Here is a 16,567-nt window from a genome sequence, read left to right on the forward strand (position 1 = left end):
GATTCAGGATCCCGCATGGCGCAGACGACGCCATTGACGTTGGGTGGCACGGCTCAGGCGATCGAGCCACAGATAAATAACCGGTGTGGTAAACAGCGTCAGCAGCTGGCTCAGCGCTAACCCCCCGGCGATGGCAATGCCGAGCGGGCTGCGTAAGTCGGCATCACCGCCGCTGCCCAACGCCAGCGGCAGCGCCCCGAAGAACGCGGCCAGCGTGGTCATCATAATGGGGCGAAAACGCATCAGGCAGGCCTGGGTAATCGCCTGCTGCGGTGAAAGGCCAAGCCGCCGCTCGGCATCAATGGCAAAGTCGATCATCATAATCGCGTTCTTTTTTACGATACCAATCAACAGGATAATGCCGATCAGCGCGATCACCGTGAGCTGCGTATTGGTCAGTAACAGCAGCAGCAGCGCGCCCACGCCCGCCGAGGGCAATGTCGACAGAATCGTCAGCGGATGTATATAGCTCTCATACAGCACGCCAAGAACGATATAGACCGCCACCAGCGCCGCCACAATCAGCCACGGCATCGTGGCGGTCAGTTGATTAAATTCGGCCGCTGTGCCGGCATAGCCCGCCTGAATGGTTGAGGGCAAGCCAATCTGGGCCATCGCCTGTTTGATCAGCGCCTCCGCCTGCTCCAGCGAGACGCCGTCATTCAGGTTAAAGGCCACGGTGCTGGTAGCTGACTGCCCCTGATGCGTCACCGTCAGCGGGGCATTGCCGCCCGTGAAGCTGACAAAGGCCGACAGCGGAATGCGGTCGCCGCTGTCGTTAATGACGTACAGCTGCTGCAATATCGCCGGATCGCGGGTATCGCTGTCCTGCAGCGACATCACCACGTGATACTGATTGAGCGTATGGTACAGCGTGGCAATCTGGCGCTGGCTGAACGCGTTATTCAGCATCGTGTCCAGCATCTTCACATTCACCCCCAGCCGGGTGGCCTGGTCGCGGTCGATCGTCAGCATCACTTCCTGACCGCCGGTTTGCGCATCGGAATCAACGCTGTTGAGCTGCGGAATCGCCGCCAGTGCCGCCTGGACTTTAGGCGTCCACTCGCGCAGCAGGGCCAGATCGTCCGCCTGCAGGCTGTACTGATAGGTGGCATTGGCACTGCGCCCGCCGATGTGCAGATCCTGCGCCGCCATCAGAAACAGCTGCGCGCCGGGGATCTTACTGGTTTTCTGGCTTAAGCGGTTAGCCACCTGGCTGGCCGTGGCATCACGCTTGTCAAAAGCTTTAAGCCGGACAAAAAAGTCGGCGTTATTGCGCGAGCCAAACATCCCGCTGCCCATGGATGACATCACGCTTTCAACGGCAGGATCGGACCGAATGATGTTGGTGAACTGCAGCATCTTCGGCTTCATCGCCTGAAACGAAATATTCTGATCCGCCCGTAAGGCCCCCATCAGCAGGCCCGTATCCTGTTCGGGGAAAAAGCCTTTCTGCACCACCGTATAGAGAAACAGGTTAAGCAGCACGGTGAGCAACAGGCTGAACAGGGTCAGTTTCTGATGGCGCATGACCCAGTTGAGACCGCGCGAGTAGGCCGCAAGCGCGTGGTTTAACTGATTTTCAATCCACTGATAAAGCGGATGCGGGCGCTTGCTCACGTTGGGTTTCGGTTTCAGCAGCCGCGCGCAGAGCATCGGCGTCAGGCTCAGCGAGACAAACATCGAAATCACCAGGGAAACGGTTAGCGTGATCGCAAACTCGCGAAACAGCCGCCCCAGCAGGCTGCCCATCAGCAGGATGGGAATAAACACGGCAATCAGCGAGACCGTCATCGACAGCACGGTAAAGCTGACCTCCCGCGCACCGCGGATGGCCGCACGCAGCGGGCGCTGGCCGGCTTCAATATGGCGGGTGATATTTTCCAGCACCACGATGGCGTCATCAACCACGAATCCCGTGGCGATGATCAGCGCCATCAGCGACAGGTTATCCAGGCTGTAACCCAGCAGGTACATCACCGCACAGGTTCCGATCAGCGAGACCGGTAGCGCCAGGGCCGGAATGATCACCGCCTGCAGGTTGCGTAAAAAGACAAACACCACCGCAATCACCAGCAGCACCGCAATCAGCAGCGTTTCTTCGGTATCGTATAGCGAGGCGCGCACGCCGGGCGAACGGTCCACCACCACCTTAAGCTGAGTATCGGCAGGCAGATCTTTTTCCAGGGCAGGCAGGCGGGCTTTAATGGCATCGATGGTGTCCAGCATGTTGGCGCCCGCCTGGCGCTTGATGCCCACCATGACCGCCGGTTGGGCATTGAGGAAGCCGGCCTGATAGCGGTCCTCCACTGAATCGTACACGCTGGCGACGTCGCCCAGCCGCACGATATTGCCGTCTTTGTTGCTGATAATCAGGTTGCGATAGCTGGCGGCCTTGTCCAGTTGGCCATTGCCGTCCACCATCCACGACTGGCTGCTGCCCTGCAGCGAGCCTTTAGGCAGCGTGGTGGTGCTGTTGGCCACCGCGCTGCGCACCGTATCCAGCGAAATACCTGCGTGGATGAGCTTAAGCGGCTGCAGATCGATGCGGACCGCAGGCAGCGCGCTTCCCATTAATGACACGTCGCCCACGCCCTTGATCTGCCCCATCGCCTGTTCGATTTTACTTTCGGCCAGATCGTAGAGCTCACCCGGCGAGCGGGTGGCGGAGGTCAGCGCCAGCATGACAATCGGCGCATCCGAGGGGTTGGCTTTGTGGTAGGTCGGCAGCGATGCCATCGCGCTTGGCAGCAGGCTGCGTGCCGCGTTGATCGCCGCCTGCACGTCGCGTGCCGCGCCGTTGATATCACGATTAAGTTCGAATTGTAAAATGATGGTGCTGGAGCCCTGCGAGCTGTTTGAGGTCATCTCGGTGATACCGGCAATCTGCCCCAGCGAGCGTTCCAGCGGCGTGGCAACCGTTGCCGCCATGGTTTCCGGGCTGGCACCGGCCAGGCTGGCGTTAACCATAATAGTCGGGAAATCCACCTGCGGCAGCGGGGCCACCGGCAACAGGCGGTAGCCCAGCACGCCAAGCAGCAGAATCGCCATCGTCAGCAGCAGCGTGGCGACCGGGCGGAAGATAAACAGCCGGGTCAGGTTCATTGCCCGCTCCGCGCCTGTTGCTGACGGCGTTTCACCCAGGCATTGCCGCGCTGGGCAATCCCATCAAACCACAGATAGATCACCGGCGTGGAGAACAGCGTCAGTACCTGGCTGACGATCAATCCGCCGACAATCACCAGCCCCAGCGGTTGCCGCAACTCGGCACCCGATCCGGACGCGAGCATCAGCGGCAGTGCGCCCAGCAGCGCCGCCATGGTGGTCATCAGTATCGGGCGGAAACGCAGCAGACAGGCCTGATGAATGGCTTCCCGGGGGGAGAGATGCTGCTTGTTTTCGGCCTCCAGCGCAAAATCGATCATCATGATGGCGTTCTTCTTCACGATGCCGATGAGCAGAATCACTCCGATCAGCGCAATCAGGCTGAACGCCGTATTCGCCAGCAACAGGGTTAACAGCGCCCCGACCGCCGCGGAGGGCAGCGTCGAGAGGATCGTCACCGGATGGATAAAGCTTTCATACAGAATGCCCAATACCACATACATCGTCAGCAGGGCCGCCAGTATCAGCCACAGCGTGTTACCTGTGGCGCTTTGAAACGCCGAGGTTTCTCCCTGATAGCGCAGCGTAATCGCCGAGGGCAGCTGCAGCTGTGCAGTCACTTTGGTAATGGCGTTCTGCGCATCTTCCAGCGAATAGCCGTCGTTGAGATTGAAGGAGATCATCACCGCCGGAAACTGATTCAGCCGCATGTGCATCAGCGACCCGGTCCGTTGATGGATCGTGGCGATGGCGGTCAGCCTGACCATGCCGCTGCTGGTGGTTGTGGCCGTGCTGGTAGCGGTTGAGGCTGATGAGGTATCCGGGCTGCTGCTGGCAGACGTGCTGTCTGATGCGGTGCTGGACGTGCTGGCAGAGGGTTTCAGATACACATCGTCGAAAGCGGCCGGGCTTTGCTGGTATTGCGGAGCGACTTCCAGCACCACGCGATACTGATTCGACTGGGTAAAGATCGTCGAGACCAGCCGCTGTCCAAACGCGCTGTAGAGCGCAGTATCAACGTCCGCTGCGGTCACGCCCAACCGCGCGGCTTTGTCCCGGTTCAGCTCGACATAAGCCACCTGGCCCTGATCCTGTAGGTTACTTACCACGCCGTTGAACTCTGGCCGTTTCTGCAAGGCCGCCACCAGTTTCGGCGACCAGGTCACCAGGTCTTCGCTGTTGGCATCGTCAAGGGTGAACTGATACTGGCTCGGCGTGACCTGATCGTTAACCGTCAGATCCTGTGCCGGTTGCAGATAGAGCTGAATGCCGACCACGCGCGTTGCCGCCTGCTGCAGCTGTTTGATGATTGCACCGGCTTTGTCGTCGCGTTGACCAAAGGGCTTCAGGTTGATCTGCAACCGACCGCTGTTCAGGCTGGTGTTGTTGCCGTCAATACCGATGGTCGAAGAGACGCTCTCAACCGCCGGATTCTGCATGATCACCGCAGACAGCGCCTGCTGGCGCTTCGCCATCTCGGTAAAAGAGACGTCCTGCGTGGCCACGGTCACGCCCTGAATCAACCCGGTATCCTGAGTTGGGAAGAAGCCTTTGGGGACAAGGATATACAGCAGCGCGGTGAGAGCAAAGGTTGCCAGCGCCGCCAGCAGCGTCAGTTTCTGATGATCCAGCACCCGGGTCAGCAGGCGATCGTATCCGCGAATCAGCCAATCAAAAACCTCGCCGCCTTTGCGCGCGAAACGGGACTGCTTCTCGGGCGGAACAAAGTGCAGCAGGTAAGCACATAGCATCGGCGTTAAGGTCAGCGAGACCAGCATTGAAACCAGAATGGATACCGCCAGCGTGATGGCAAACTCGCGAAACAGGCGCCCCACCACATCGCCCATAAACAACAGCGGAATCAGCACCGCAATCAGGGAAAAGGTCAGAGAGATGATGGTAAAGCCAATCTGCTGCGATCCCTTTAACGCCGCCTCCAGCGGTGGCTCCCCTGCTTCCAGCCGCCGGGAAATATTCTCGACCACCACGATCGCGTCGTCGATCACAAAACCGGTGGCAATCGTCAGCGCCATCAACGACAGGTTATTGAGGCTGAAGCCGACGAGATACATCACGCCAAAGGTTCCCACCAGCGAAAGCGGTACCGCCACGCTGGGGATCAGCGTGGCCGCCACGTTACGCAGGAACAGAAAGGTCACCATCACCACCAGCGCAATGGAAAGCATCAGCTCAAACTGGACATCGCTGATGGAGGCGCGAATGGTTTGGGTACGATCGGACAGGATGGTCATTTTCACGCCGTCGGGCAGCGCGGCCTGCAGCGTGGGCAACTGCGCCTTGATGCTGTCCACCACCTGGATGACATTCGCCCCCGGCTGGCGCTGCACGCCGATCACGATGGCCGGGTGGTTGTTGGCCCAGGCAGACTGAAAGCTGTTCTCCGGTCCCTGCTCAATATGGGCGATGTCCTTCAGCCTCAGGGCGGCGCCGTTCTGGTAGGTCAGAATCAGGTTGCCGTATTCGGCGGCGGTGCGCAGCTGGTCGTTGGCGTCAATGGTGACGGAGTGATAGCGGCCATCAAATCCGCCCTTGGAGCCTTTGACGTTGCTGTTGCCGATAAGCGTATTCACGTCTTCCAGCGTCAGGCCATGGGCCGCCAGCGCCTGAGGGTTCATCTGCACGCGAATTGCCGGTTGGTGACCGCCCGCGAGCGTTACCATGCCCACGCCGGAAATTTGCGAGAGCTTGAGCGCAACGCGGGTATTCACCAGGTCCTGAACCTGCGTCAGCGGCAGAGTATCCGAGCTGGCAGCTAAGGTGATGACCGCACTGTCGGCCGGATTGACCTTTTTATAGGTGGGCGGCGTGGGCAGATCGGTCGGCAGCAAATTATTGGCGGCGTTGATGGCGGCCTGCACCTCCTGCTCGGCCACATCCAGCGACAGATCCAGGCTGAACGTCAGGGTGATGATCGACGATCCGCCTGAGCTGGTCGAGCTCATCTGGCTCAGGCCTGACATCTGCCCCAGCTGGCGCTCCAGCGGTGAAGTTATCGTCGATGCCATTACGTCCGGGCTGGCACCGGGATAGAGCGTTGTCACCTGAATGGTTGGGTAATCGACCTGCGGCAGCGCCGACGTTGAGAGAAACCGGTAAGCAAACAGGCCAGCGATCAGCACGCCCGCCATCAGCAGGATGGTGGCGACCGGACGCAGAATAAAGAGGCGTGACGGGTTCATTGTGCCTCAGCCGGTGGAGTCGGTTGGGTGCTGTCCGCGACCGAAACTTTACTGCCGTTGGTCAGGCGATCGATCCCTTCCGTGACCAGACGGTCGCCAGGCTTCACGCCCTGCAGAATAGCCTGCCACGTCTCACCGTAAGCCGGACCTGCCGTAACCGGCTGGCGCGTCACGGTGTTGTCTTTATTGATGATAAAAACAAAGCTGCCGTCGCTGCTCAACTGTAACGCCTGCGCCGGAATAATGGTGGCGCCTTTCAGCACGCTGGTTTGAAGGCGTAGGTTCACAAACTGGTTGGCGTACAGCGCCTCGTCGTCGTTAGCGAACATGGCTTTCAGCGTAATGGTGCCGGTCGCCGTGTCGATCTCGTTGCTGATAAATTTCACCTGCCCCTGACTCAGGGCATGCTGGTTATCCTGATCGAAGGCGGTGGCGGGCAGTGTCCGATCGTGATGAAGGGCTTTTACCAGCGTCGGGATATGACTTTGGGGCACGCTAAAAGTAACGGCGGCAGGCTGCATCTGGGTAATGGTCACCAGCCCGGTCGTGGAGGCACTCTGAATCATATTGCCCGGATCGACCTGACGCAGCCCTACCCGACCACTGACGGGTGCGGTGATGCGCGCATAGCCAATATTCAGCCTGGCGCTGGCAATCTGGGCCTGATCGGCAGCCACTGCGCCGCGATACTGTCCCACGGTCGCGATTTGCGTATCTAAATCCTGGCGGGACAGCGAGTCCTGGGCCGCCAGTTTACGGTAGCGTGCCAGCGTCAGTTCGGCACTTTTCAGCAACGCCATATTTTCGCTGAGCTCCCCCTGATACTGATTCAGCGTGGCCTCGTAGCTGCGGGGATCGATCTGCGCCAGCAGCTGGCCCGCTTCAACCTTCTGCCCTTCGGTGAAGTAGACCTTCTCCAGTTGACCGTCTACCCGGCTGGTGACCGTTACGCTGGCATTGGGGATCACCGTACCCAGCGCGTAGAGATAGACCGGCACATCGGCGGTGCTGGCGGTGCCGCTGTGAACCAGCGTCGTGCCGCCTTTCAGCATACCAGGGCCGCCATGGCGTCCGGCATGACCGCGCGCGGGCAGGGTGCCACCTGCGCCTTTATGGCCCATCAGTCGCCATGCCACGGCGGCAACGATTAACAGCGCAATGAGCAGAAGCAGCCATTTCAGCCAGCGGGAACCACGGGTACGGGGAGCGTGAGTAGTCATCGAACTCTTCAGGTAAACAGGGATAAAAGAAATCCTCCGGATAGGAGGCATCGTCGAAACGGCATCTGCAAAGATTATCGGCTACTTGTGTTACGACTTTCCATCGCCAAACCGTAAGGGTTGCGTTAAGAAACCTTACCAGTCCCCTGTCCACGGGGTGGACCCGCACGGATAGCAGGGGCTGACGGCCGGAATAGTGGGCAAAAAAAACCCACGCATCTGCGTGGGTTGGTGTAATAACGATTGGCCTTGCCGGAGCAGTGCCCGTTTTCACACCCATCAATACCTCTGGGATGTCCATACTCTCACCCTGCAGGAGTCAGTGACAGGTGAAAAAGGAAAATGAATTCGGCGAAATGAAACGAGGTGTAAAAACATCCACACCTCACTTACAGTTTGATTTGGTTAGGATTTATCTGAACCGCTATCCACAGGCTTGCTGTAGATGGCATCCGGGGCAATATTCATGTGCTTGAGCACCGGACCCATGATGTTACCGAACACCGGCGCGGCCACGGAGCCGCCGAAGTGATCGCCCGCGGTAGGATGGTTAATCATTACCACCAGCGCCACCTCAGGATGGCTGGCCGGGGCAATACCTGCGGTGTAGTTCACATAACCGCCGTCATACTTCCCGCTGCTGCCCATCTTTTCAGCCGTACCGGTTTTGGTGGCCAGTCGATAGCCCGGTACCGCCGCTTTCAGTCCGGTACCGCCCGGCAGGACGTCACTTTCCAGCATGTGCACCACTTCCTTGACCGTTTCCGGATTAGCGACCTGCTTGCCCAGCACCGGCGGCGTCACTTTGGTGATCGACAGCGGACGATAAACGCCATAGGAACCCAGCGTGGCGTATTCACGGGCAATTTGCAGCGGCGTGACGCGCAAACCGTAGCCGAAGGAAAAGGTCGCGCGTTCGATATCGGCCCAGCGCGTGCGGTGCAGCGGGAAATACCCCACGCTTTCGCCGGTCAGCCCCAGCCCGGTGGGTTTACCCAGGCCAAATGCGTGGTAGGTGTTCACCAGGGCTTCCGCCGGCATCGCCAGGGCGATATGAGAAACGCCGATGTCGCTCGATTTTTGCAGAATGCCGGTCATGGTCAGGCGCGGCCAGTGACCGACGTCGCGGATCAGGTGGCCGTTAACCCGGTAAGGCGTGGTATCCAGCACGGAATCCGGCCGGACGAGGTGACGTTCCAGCCCTTCCATCACCACAAGGGGTTTTACCGTTGAACCCGGCTCGTAGCTGTCATTAATGGCGGTATTGCGCATCTGCGCCGGGGTTGCCCCCTGATAGTTGTTGGGGTTGAACGAGGGATAAGAGGCCATCGCCAGAATCTCGCCCGTATCAATTTTAACCAGCACCGCCGCGCCCGAATCCGCCTTGTTTAACAGTACGCCATCGCGCAGCTTACTGTAGAGCGTGTACTGGCTGAATTTATCAATGCTGAGCTGCACCGTCGGCGGCTGAGTGGGCGGCTGATAGCTAATCATCGCGATAATATTCCCTGCCGCATCCTGCCGGTAGACTTCTTTGCCCGGCTGGCCCTGCAGGACTTTATCAAAGCCCTTTTCCAGTCCGTTGAGGCCGGTGTTATCGGCCCCCACAATACCAATCAGCGGCGCGGAGGCTTCGCTCATCGGATAAAAGCGACTGTCGTCGTAGACTTCACTGATGCCTTTAAGCTTCAGATCTTTAATATCTTTGGCGATCCCCAGTTCGACTTTGCGCCCGAGATAGAGAAAACGACGTTTGGGGTTAGCGGTGATCTGCGCCGCGACCTCTTCTGGTCGCATACTTAATGCCGCCGCCAGATAGGCCCACTTGGCGCTGGTAAAATCAGGGTTGCTCTCCAGCACGCGCTGCGGATCGGCGATGACATCCCGCGACGGTACGCTGAGCGCCAGCGCTTCGCCGTTGCGATCCAGTAAGGTGCCACGGCTGGTCGGAAGCGTAACGGTACGCAGCGAGCGCTGATCGGCCTCGTGTTCCAGCATGGGCTGATTAAGAAACTGCAAATCGGCGACGCGCACCAGCAGAACAGCCATGCAGGTAAATACGCCCAGGCAGATCAGGCGAAAACGGAAAGGGTTAAACGGGGCTTTTATCTGGTCTTTACCCAGTAATTTTTTAATCCGGGGCATGGCAATCCGCTGCGCTTAAAAAAAAGAGGTCAATCCCGCAGTTATAATCAAAGCACGGGTAAAAACACAGGAAAACTGTGTATCAGTTCGTTATCGTTCAGTTTATTTCGGGCAAAAAAAACCTGCGTATCTACGCAGGTCGGTGTAATCAAGAAAAAATCAGTTGATGTTCACCCATCAATACCTCTGGGATCCTGAATGTAGCAAGCGAAACGGCTTTTTCGCCACGACTGAAACGCAACAGATGCCTGCAAAATGTAACCAGCCGTGTGAACCTTAGGCTTTTGTGCAAACGGCATGTTTTTTAATGTCAACCAGGCAACTCATGGCGTTGGGTCCCTGCGTCAGGGATGACGTGCCGATATCCAGGGTTAACACATTGGGGTTGCCCGCCCGGTCAAACGGCTGCCACGCTTTGCCAAAACCGGGATCAAACCAGGCGCCGGTGGAAATGATCACCACGCCCTGCTTCAGCCCCTCAGTCAGACGCACGCCGGCCAGTATTCTGCCGCGCGCATTGCTGACCTCTATTTCGTCACCGTCTCCGATATCCCGCACCGCCGCATCCTGCGGATGCATATACAGGGTTTCATGCCCGGCGGTTTTGTTACTCTGAACGGTAGCCGTCGCATCTAACTGGCTGTGTAACCGGTCCGATGGCTGAATGGAGATCATGTGTAGCGGATAATCACGGCTGGCTGCCGCGCCCAGCCATTCCTGAGGCTCACGCCATTCCGGATGCCCGGCCATATCCTCCAGGTGGTAGTCAGCGATGGTCTGGCAGAACAGCTCAATCTTACCGCTGGCAGTCTGTATCGGGTTGGCCTCGGGATCGGCGCGGAAGTCTTCCATAAAGATATAAGGCTTACCGCCTTCGGGGATCTCCACAAAGCCACGCTGCCAGAACTCACCGAACTCAGGGAAAGGAATGCCACGACGGCCGTGCGCCACCGCACATTGCTGGTAGAGATGTTCTATCCACTGCATCTCGTTGCGCCCTTCGGTGAAGGTATCGCGATAGCCTAAGCGCTCGGCGAGATCGGCAAAAATATCAAAATCGTTCCGTGCCTGATGTTGCGGCTTAATCGCCTGGTGCATTGCCAGTACAAACCGGTCACGTGATGAACCGCCGATGTCATTACGCTCCAGCGTGGTGGTGGCGGGCAGCACGATATCGGCCATCTGCGCCGCAGGTGTCCAGACGATATCCTGGACCACTACGGTATCCGGCTTCTGCCAGCCTTCCACCAGCCGGTTAAGCTGCTGATGATGGTGAAACGGATTGCCGCCCGCCCAGTGCACCATATGAATGTCCGGATAGTGCAGAGTTTCGCCCTGGAAACCATAAGGCTGGCCGGGATTTAGCAGCATGTCACTGATGCGGGCAACCGGAATGGACAGGCCTGAAGGGTTCGGTCCGGTGCTCATCATCGGCGCGGGGCCTTCCTGACGCGGATTGCCCACGCTGTTCATCGAGCCGTGTCCAAACGAGAAGCCCGCGCCCGGCAAGCCCGGCTGCCCGAGCATGGAAGAGAGCGCGATCATCATCCAGTAAGGCTGTTCGCCACGGTGGGCGCGCTGAACCGAATAGGAGCAGGTGATAAAACTGCGTTTGCCGATCAGCTGTCGGGCCAGATGTACAATGCGATCCGCCGGGATATCGGTGATCTTGCTGGCCCAGCCGGGCGTTTTGGCGATGCCGTCGCTTTCACCCAGCAGATAGGCACGTAGCTGTGGCCAACCGGTGCAGTGACGGGCCAGAAACGCCTCGTCTGTCGCACCACGCTGACAAATTTCGTAACCGAGTGCCAGCATCAGCGCCACGTCGGTATTCGGCCGGATCGGGATCCACTCCGCGTTAACAAACTCTGGGCAGTCATCGCGCATCGGGCTGATGTTAATCACCGGCGTGCCTTTTGCCGCCAGCTGCTCCAGCGCCGGTTTCAGGCTGTGCTGGCCTGCGCCGCCGGATGCCACCTGGGCATTTTTTAACGCCAGCCCACCGAAGGCGACAAACACCTCCGCATGTTCCACCACCTGCGGCCAGTCGGTGACGCGCCCGGTCAGCGGCATGTAGGTGCCCATCACGTAAGGCAGGAAAAACTGCGCGGCGCCCCAGCTGTAGTTGCCTTGCTGATCGACGCCCCCGCCGCCCTGGAAATAGAAGCGGCGCACCAGGGTACGCGCATGATTGACGCGCCCTGCCGATGACCAGCCGTAAGAGCCATTAAAAATGCCGGATGCACCGTAGCGTTCGCGAATACGGCGATTTTCCTCTGCCACCAGATCCAGCGCCGTCTCCCAGTCAACGGCAACAAAATCTTCGCGTCCGCGCAGCGTGCGGTCACTGTTTTCGCGCGATTTCAGCCATGAGCGGCGCACCATGGGCTGGCGAATACGTTTGTCTGAGTAAACCAGTTCCGGGATGGTGTTGAGCATCGGCGAGGGATCGGCGTCGGCAAAAAAAGGTTCGCAGCCGATAAGACGATCGTTTTCGCTTACCGCGGTAAAGGCGCCCCAGTGCGCCAGATGTGGCACTTTAGTTTTCATGGTCATCGCTATGGCAGGTGTTGGGATCAGCAGCATAGCATGGGCCGCAACCTGAACAGAAGGCATCACCAACCGTCTGATTTTACCCTGTTTGCGACAGCGCTGGCATTCTGTTGTCTTGATGTGCGCCCGCTTTTCCGTAACACTGGTGCGATGTGTAAACGTTTCCCCAAAATCAGGTAATCGCATGGCCACCATTAAGGATGTTGCCCGGTTGGCGGGAGTTTCCGTCGCCACGGTTTCCCGCGTCATCAACAATTCGCCTAAAGCCAGTGACAGTTCACGTCAGGCGGTCAGCCAGGCGATGGAGTCGCTGCAGTATCATCCAAACGCCAATGCACGGGCGCTGGCGCAGCAGTCCACTGAAACGCTGGGGCTGGTGGTCGGGGATGTTTCCGACCCGTTTTTTGGCGCGATGGTGAAAGCCGTTGATGAAGTAGCGGGCCAGACAGGCAACTTTCTGCTGATTGGTAACGGTTACCATAATGAGCAAAAAGAGCGGCAGGCTATTGAGCAGCTGATGCGCCATCGCTGCGCGGCGCTGGTGGTGCACGCCAAGAAAATCCCCGACAGCGAGCTGGAAGTGTTGATGAAGCAGATGCCGGGCATGGTCTTACTGAACCGTCTGCTGAAGGGTTTTGAAAAGCGCTGCATCGCGCTGGACGACCGCTACGGCGCCTGGCTGGCGACGCGCCATCTGATTCAACTGGGCCATCAGAATATTGCGTTTATCTGCTCCACTCACACGATTTCCGATGCGGAGGATCGCCTGCAGGGTTATTACGACGCGCTGCAGGAGCACGGCCTGCCCTGCAACGATCGGCTGGTCGCCTGGGGCGAGCCGGACGAAGTCGGCGGCGAGCAGGCGATGACGGAGTTGCTGGGGCGCGGTAAAAACTTCAGCGCCGTGGCCTGCTACAACGACTCCATGGCCGCCGGTGCCCTGGCGGTGCTGAGCGACAACGGCGTGCAGGTGCCGGAAGAGATGTCACTCATCGGCTTCGATGACGTGCTGGTTTCCCGCTACGTTCGGCCTCGCTTAACCACGGTGCGTTACCCGATTGTCACCATGGCGCAGCAGGCCGCTGAACTGGCTCTGGCGCTGGCACATCAACAGCCGCTGCCGGAAGTGACCAATATGTTCAGTCCCACGCTGGTCCGCCGTCATTCAGTCGGCGGCCCGGCAACCTCATCCTGAGTTCATCTTTACCTTGCCGCGACGCTCAGCGCGGCATAACCGCCCCCTGGAAACCCATCCGCCAAATCATCCCCAAAACCATTGTTCCGTATCTCTTTTCCATCCCTCATCTTCTGCGGAATAAGCCGGTGGCATTCGTGTTGCAGGAAGGCGGCAAGGAGAGTCATCCCCGGGAGCTTACTGCAGTAAGTGAACAATATGTTCAGTCCCTCGCTGGTCCGCCGTCATTCTGTCGGCGGACCAGCGACCTCATCCTGAGTTGATCCTTGCCTTGCCGCGACGCACAGCGCGGCATAACCTCCCCCTGGAAACCCACCCGCCAAATCAGCTTCAGGTCATTGTTCAAAATGTCTTTTCCATCCCTCATCTTCTGCGGAATAAGCCGTTGGCATTCGTGTTGCAGGAAGGCGGCAAGGTAAGTCATCCTCGGGAGCTTACGGCAGTAAGTGACCACTATGTATAGTCCCACGCTGGTCCGCCGTCATTCAGTCGGCGGCCCGGCGACCTCATCCTGAGTTCATCTTTACCTTGCCGCGACGCTCAGCGCGGCATAACCTCCCCTGGAAACCCATCCGCCAAATCATCCCCAAACCATTGTTCCGTATGTCTTTTCCATCCCTTATCTTCTGCGGAATAAGCCGGTGGCATTCGTGTTGCAGGAAGGCGGCAAGGTGAGTCATCCCCGGGAGCTTACTGCAGTAAGTGACCGGGGTGATGAGCCGCGGCCAACGCACCTGCGGCGCGAAGGACACCCGCTTATTCATTTGAAGGCGCGGAGGAGGGCCTCAAGAGGCCTGACAAGGGCGATGACGGTTTCGTCCTGCACCTGCGCCGCCGCATCCAGCTTCGCATGCATTTGCGCCATTTCGCTGGCCCCAAACGCCTGGTTACGGACATAGGCATTCACCATGTTGATGCCCATGACGCTCAGCTCATCCACCTGTTTCGCGCTGCTTTCCAGCGCCTTAAGTGGCGCGCTGCCGTTGAGTAATGGCGCAACCTGAGCAGCGTTATCGTGCCAGCGTTGGAGTTGAGAGCGAATAGCTGCGGCAGCCGCCACGTTGCTTCTGTCTTCAACCAGCGCGACCACCTGCTTATCCAGTGTTCTGACGGCGTCGCTTTCTGCCGGTAAAACATCGGCCAGCCGGTTCAGCGGCTCAAAGTAGTTGTAATGCCCGGCCTGAAACTTGAGATGCTGTCGAGTGTAATACTGGGCCGGTTCCAGCGCCTGAGCCAGCACGCGCAGCGGCTGAATATCCGTGCTGTTTGCAAGCCGCGTCATCTGTCGGTCTGCCTGATAATGCTGCTGCAGCCCCACCGATACGGTCGTCCAGCGGTCCATTGCCGCCAGCCGCTGGTACATGCTGTCGGGATCGGTGACATCCTGGGCTGACCATAACCGCTCCGCAACCACAAACGCACGCGGCCAGAGTTTGGTATCAATAATCGCGCTGTTGACGTTTTCGGCCCACAGCGCGGCCTCACCGCCCAGCAGGTTTTGCTGCATCTGGCGCGCATCCGGCAGCACAGGCTGAATCCCCCTGGGCACCGCGTCGAGCCGCTGCCCTTCGGCCGCGTAACGGACGTTACCCACCAGCATGTATCCGCTCAGTTGATTGTTCGCCAGGGTGACGACCGGTTTGAACGGTCCCATCCAGGTATCCACCGTGAACGTCAGCCGGTTCGCCGAAAGCCAGTCGATGGCGTTCACCAGACGACGCGATTTTCCGGCAAAGTCGATAAAACCGCGCCAGCCGTCGCGGCCTTTAATCAGGGTGAAACTCCCCGTTACCGGGCTGCCTTTTAACCGTGGCATGGTAAAGGACCAGCTCTGAGCCTGTTCGCCCGACTGCACCACATCCTGGCCGTTAAGGCCCTGAGGATAGATTTCGTTGCGATAGTGATAGCTGGCCGGCTGAGGCTGATCGAGATAAAAACCCGTGGACAGAATGCCGCGATAGCCGTTTTTCGCTACCGTGCCCAGTGCATCCTGTCCCTGCCAGGACTGAATCAGAATGCTGTGCGGCAGATCGGGATGGGCAATTTCATCCCAGCCCACCATGCGCCGCTGGTGTTTTTCGAGGATTTTCTCAACGCGCTGATTGAACCAGGCCTGCAGCGCATGGGGATCGGCTAATCCACGATCGCGCATAAACTGCTGAACAGCGGCGGATGCCTGCCACTGGCTGGGATCCACCTCATCGCCACCGATATGCAGGTAGGGATCGGGGAAGATCGCTGCCATCTCCCCCACCAGCGCGTCAATAACCTGATAAACCTGTTCGTTGCTGGGATCCAGCAAGGGTTTGAAAACGCCCCACCCGCGCTCCATCTGATACGGCCCCGGCGCGCTGATCAGTTCCGGCATCGCCACCGCCAGCGCGGAGGCATGGCCGGGTATATCCAGCTCCGGCACCACGCGCACGCCACGCTCAGCCGCATACTGCACCACCTCACGCATCTCCGCCTGAGTATAGAAAAGCCCGTCGCTGGCTTTCTGCTGCAGTTGCGGATAGCGGAGGGAGGCAAAGCGCCAGCCCTGATCGTCGGTGAGATGCCAGTGCAGCACGTTCATTCGCGCCGCCGCGATCCCATCGATCTGGCGTTTCAGCGTTCTGACCGGCATAAAATGGCGGGCGCTGTCGATAAGGATGCCGCGCCAGGCAAAGCGCGGTTTATCGTGAATCGTTATCCAGGGAATACGGGTGCCTTCGGCACTGTTTTCTATCAGCTGCAGTAACGTTTCCATGCCGCGCATCGCGCCAAAGCGGCTGTTGGCTTTCAGCAGCACGCCGTCGCGGTTGACGTCCAGTTGGTAACTTTCATCGCTGTCAGGCTGAGGGACAGGGTTGACCGCCTGCGCGATGGCAATACGAATTGTGGGATGCTCAACCGGCTGATCGGCGGGTAACAGCGGCCAGCCGGTTTGGCGAGCGATGCGCGACAGCCAGCGTGTTTCGGCGCCGGGCAGCGTGTCCCCGACAATCTGTAGCGTCAGCTGTGGGGTGAGCGTCAGCCAGCCTGCGTGGGCAGGTTGCTCAACCTGCTGTGGCCACGGCATGAGCGGCAGCGTATCGGCGGCGGCGGAAAAGGTCAGCGCACAACAACAGATCAGCACATTTCGACGTAACGGCATTGGCACGGCTCCC

7 protein-coding genes are annotated in these 16,567 nt (G+C 59.0%); 1 reads left to right on the forward strand and 6 read right to left on the reverse strand.

What is annotated here, in order from left to right:
- Positions 1 to 3 precede the first annotated feature (3 nt).
- The 5 genes from AAIE03_RS15640 to AAIE03_RS15660 form a co-directional block, all read right to left on the reverse strand.
- Entirely contained in the window at positions 4 to 3,105 is a 3,102-nt protein-coding gene (locus tag AAIE03_RS15640) for an efflux RND transporter permease subunit (protein ID WP_498563081.1), read from the reverse strand.
- Entirely contained in the window at positions 3,102 to 6,305 is a 3,204-nt protein-coding gene (locus tag AAIE03_RS15645; protein WP_498563082.1) for an efflux RND transporter permease subunit, read from the reverse strand. The genes AAIE03_RS15640 and AAIE03_RS15645 overlap by 4 nt, the downstream gene beginning before the upstream one ends.
- Positions 6,302 to 7,525: an MdtA/MuxA family multidrug efflux RND transporter periplasmic adaptor subunit gene (locus AAIE03_RS15650; protein ID WP_014606735.1), complete on the reverse strand. Its 1,224-nt coding sequence runs from the start codon at positions 7,523 to 7,525 to the stop codon at positions 6,302 to 6,304. Before AAIE03_RS15650 ends, AAIE03_RS15645 begins: the two co-directional genes overlap by 4 nt.
- A gap of 405 nt (positions 7,526 to 7,930) precedes the next feature.
- Positions 7,931 to 9,670 carry a penicillin-binding transpeptidase domain-containing protein gene (locus AAIE03_RS15655; protein ID WP_498563083.1) on the reverse strand — a complete coding sequence of 580 codons (1,740 nt, stop codon included), beginning with the start codon at positions 9,668 to 9,670 and terminating at the stop codon, positions 7,931 to 7,933.
- 276 nt (positions 9,671 to 9,946) lie between these two features.
- A complete protein-coding gene (locus AAIE03_RS15660; RefSeq protein WP_024472194.1) occupies positions 9,947 to 12,220 on the reverse strand; it encodes a molybdopterin guanine dinucleotide-containing S/N-oxide reductase in 2,274 nt (757 codons plus the stop codon).
- A gap of 187 nt (positions 12,221 to 12,407) precedes the next feature.
- Between AAIE03_RS15660 and galR the strand changes: the two genes are divergently transcribed.
- Entirely contained in the window at positions 12,408 to 13,418 is a 1,011-nt protein-coding gene (gene galR, locus AAIE03_RS15665) for an HTH-type transcriptional regulator GalR (protein ID WP_013024371.1), read from the forward strand.
- Positions 13,419 to 14,178: 760 nt separating this feature from the next.
- Here galR and AAIE03_RS15670 read toward each other — a convergent pair.
- Positions 14,179 to 16,554, reverse strand: a complete 2,376-nt coding sequence (locus tag AAIE03_RS15670; protein ID WP_015701088.1) for a beta-N-acetylhexosaminidase — start codon at positions 16,552 to 16,554, stop codon at positions 14,179 to 14,181.
- Between the last annotated feature and the right edge of the window lie 13 nt (positions 16,555 to 16,567).

The organism is Pantoea sp. Ae19-2 (assembly GCF_059801205.1).

Bases quoted from the DNA above. Each gene is read 5' to 3' on its own strand.
- AAIE03_RS15655 (WP_498563083.1), bottom strand. From the start codon at position 9,670: ATGCCCCGGATTAAAAAATTACTGGGTAAAGACCAGATAAAAGCCCCG.
- AAIE03_RS15640 (WP_498563081.1), bottom strand. From the start codon at position 3,105: ATGAACCTGACCCGGCTGTTTATCTTCCGCCCGGTCGCCACGCTGCTG.
- AAIE03_RS15660 (WP_024472194.1), bottom strand. From the start codon at position 12,220: ATGAAAACTAAAGTGCCACATCTGGCGCACTGGGGCGCCTTTACCGCG.
- galR (WP_013024371.1), top strand. From the start codon at position 12,408: ATGGCCACCATTAAGGATGTTGCCCGGTTGGCGGGAGTTTCCGTCGCC.
- AAIE03_RS15670 (WP_015701088.1), bottom strand. From the start codon at position 16,554: ATGCCGTTACGTCGAAATGTGCTGATCTGTTGTTGTGCGCTGACCTTT.
- AAIE03_RS15650 (WP_014606735.1), bottom strand. From the start codon at position 7,525: ATGACTACTCACGCTCCCCGTACCCGTGGTTCCCGCTGGCTGAAATGG.
- AAIE03_RS15645 (WP_498563082.1), bottom strand. From the start codon at position 6,305: ATGAACCCGTCACGCCTCTTTATTCTGCGTCCGGTCGCCACCATCCTG.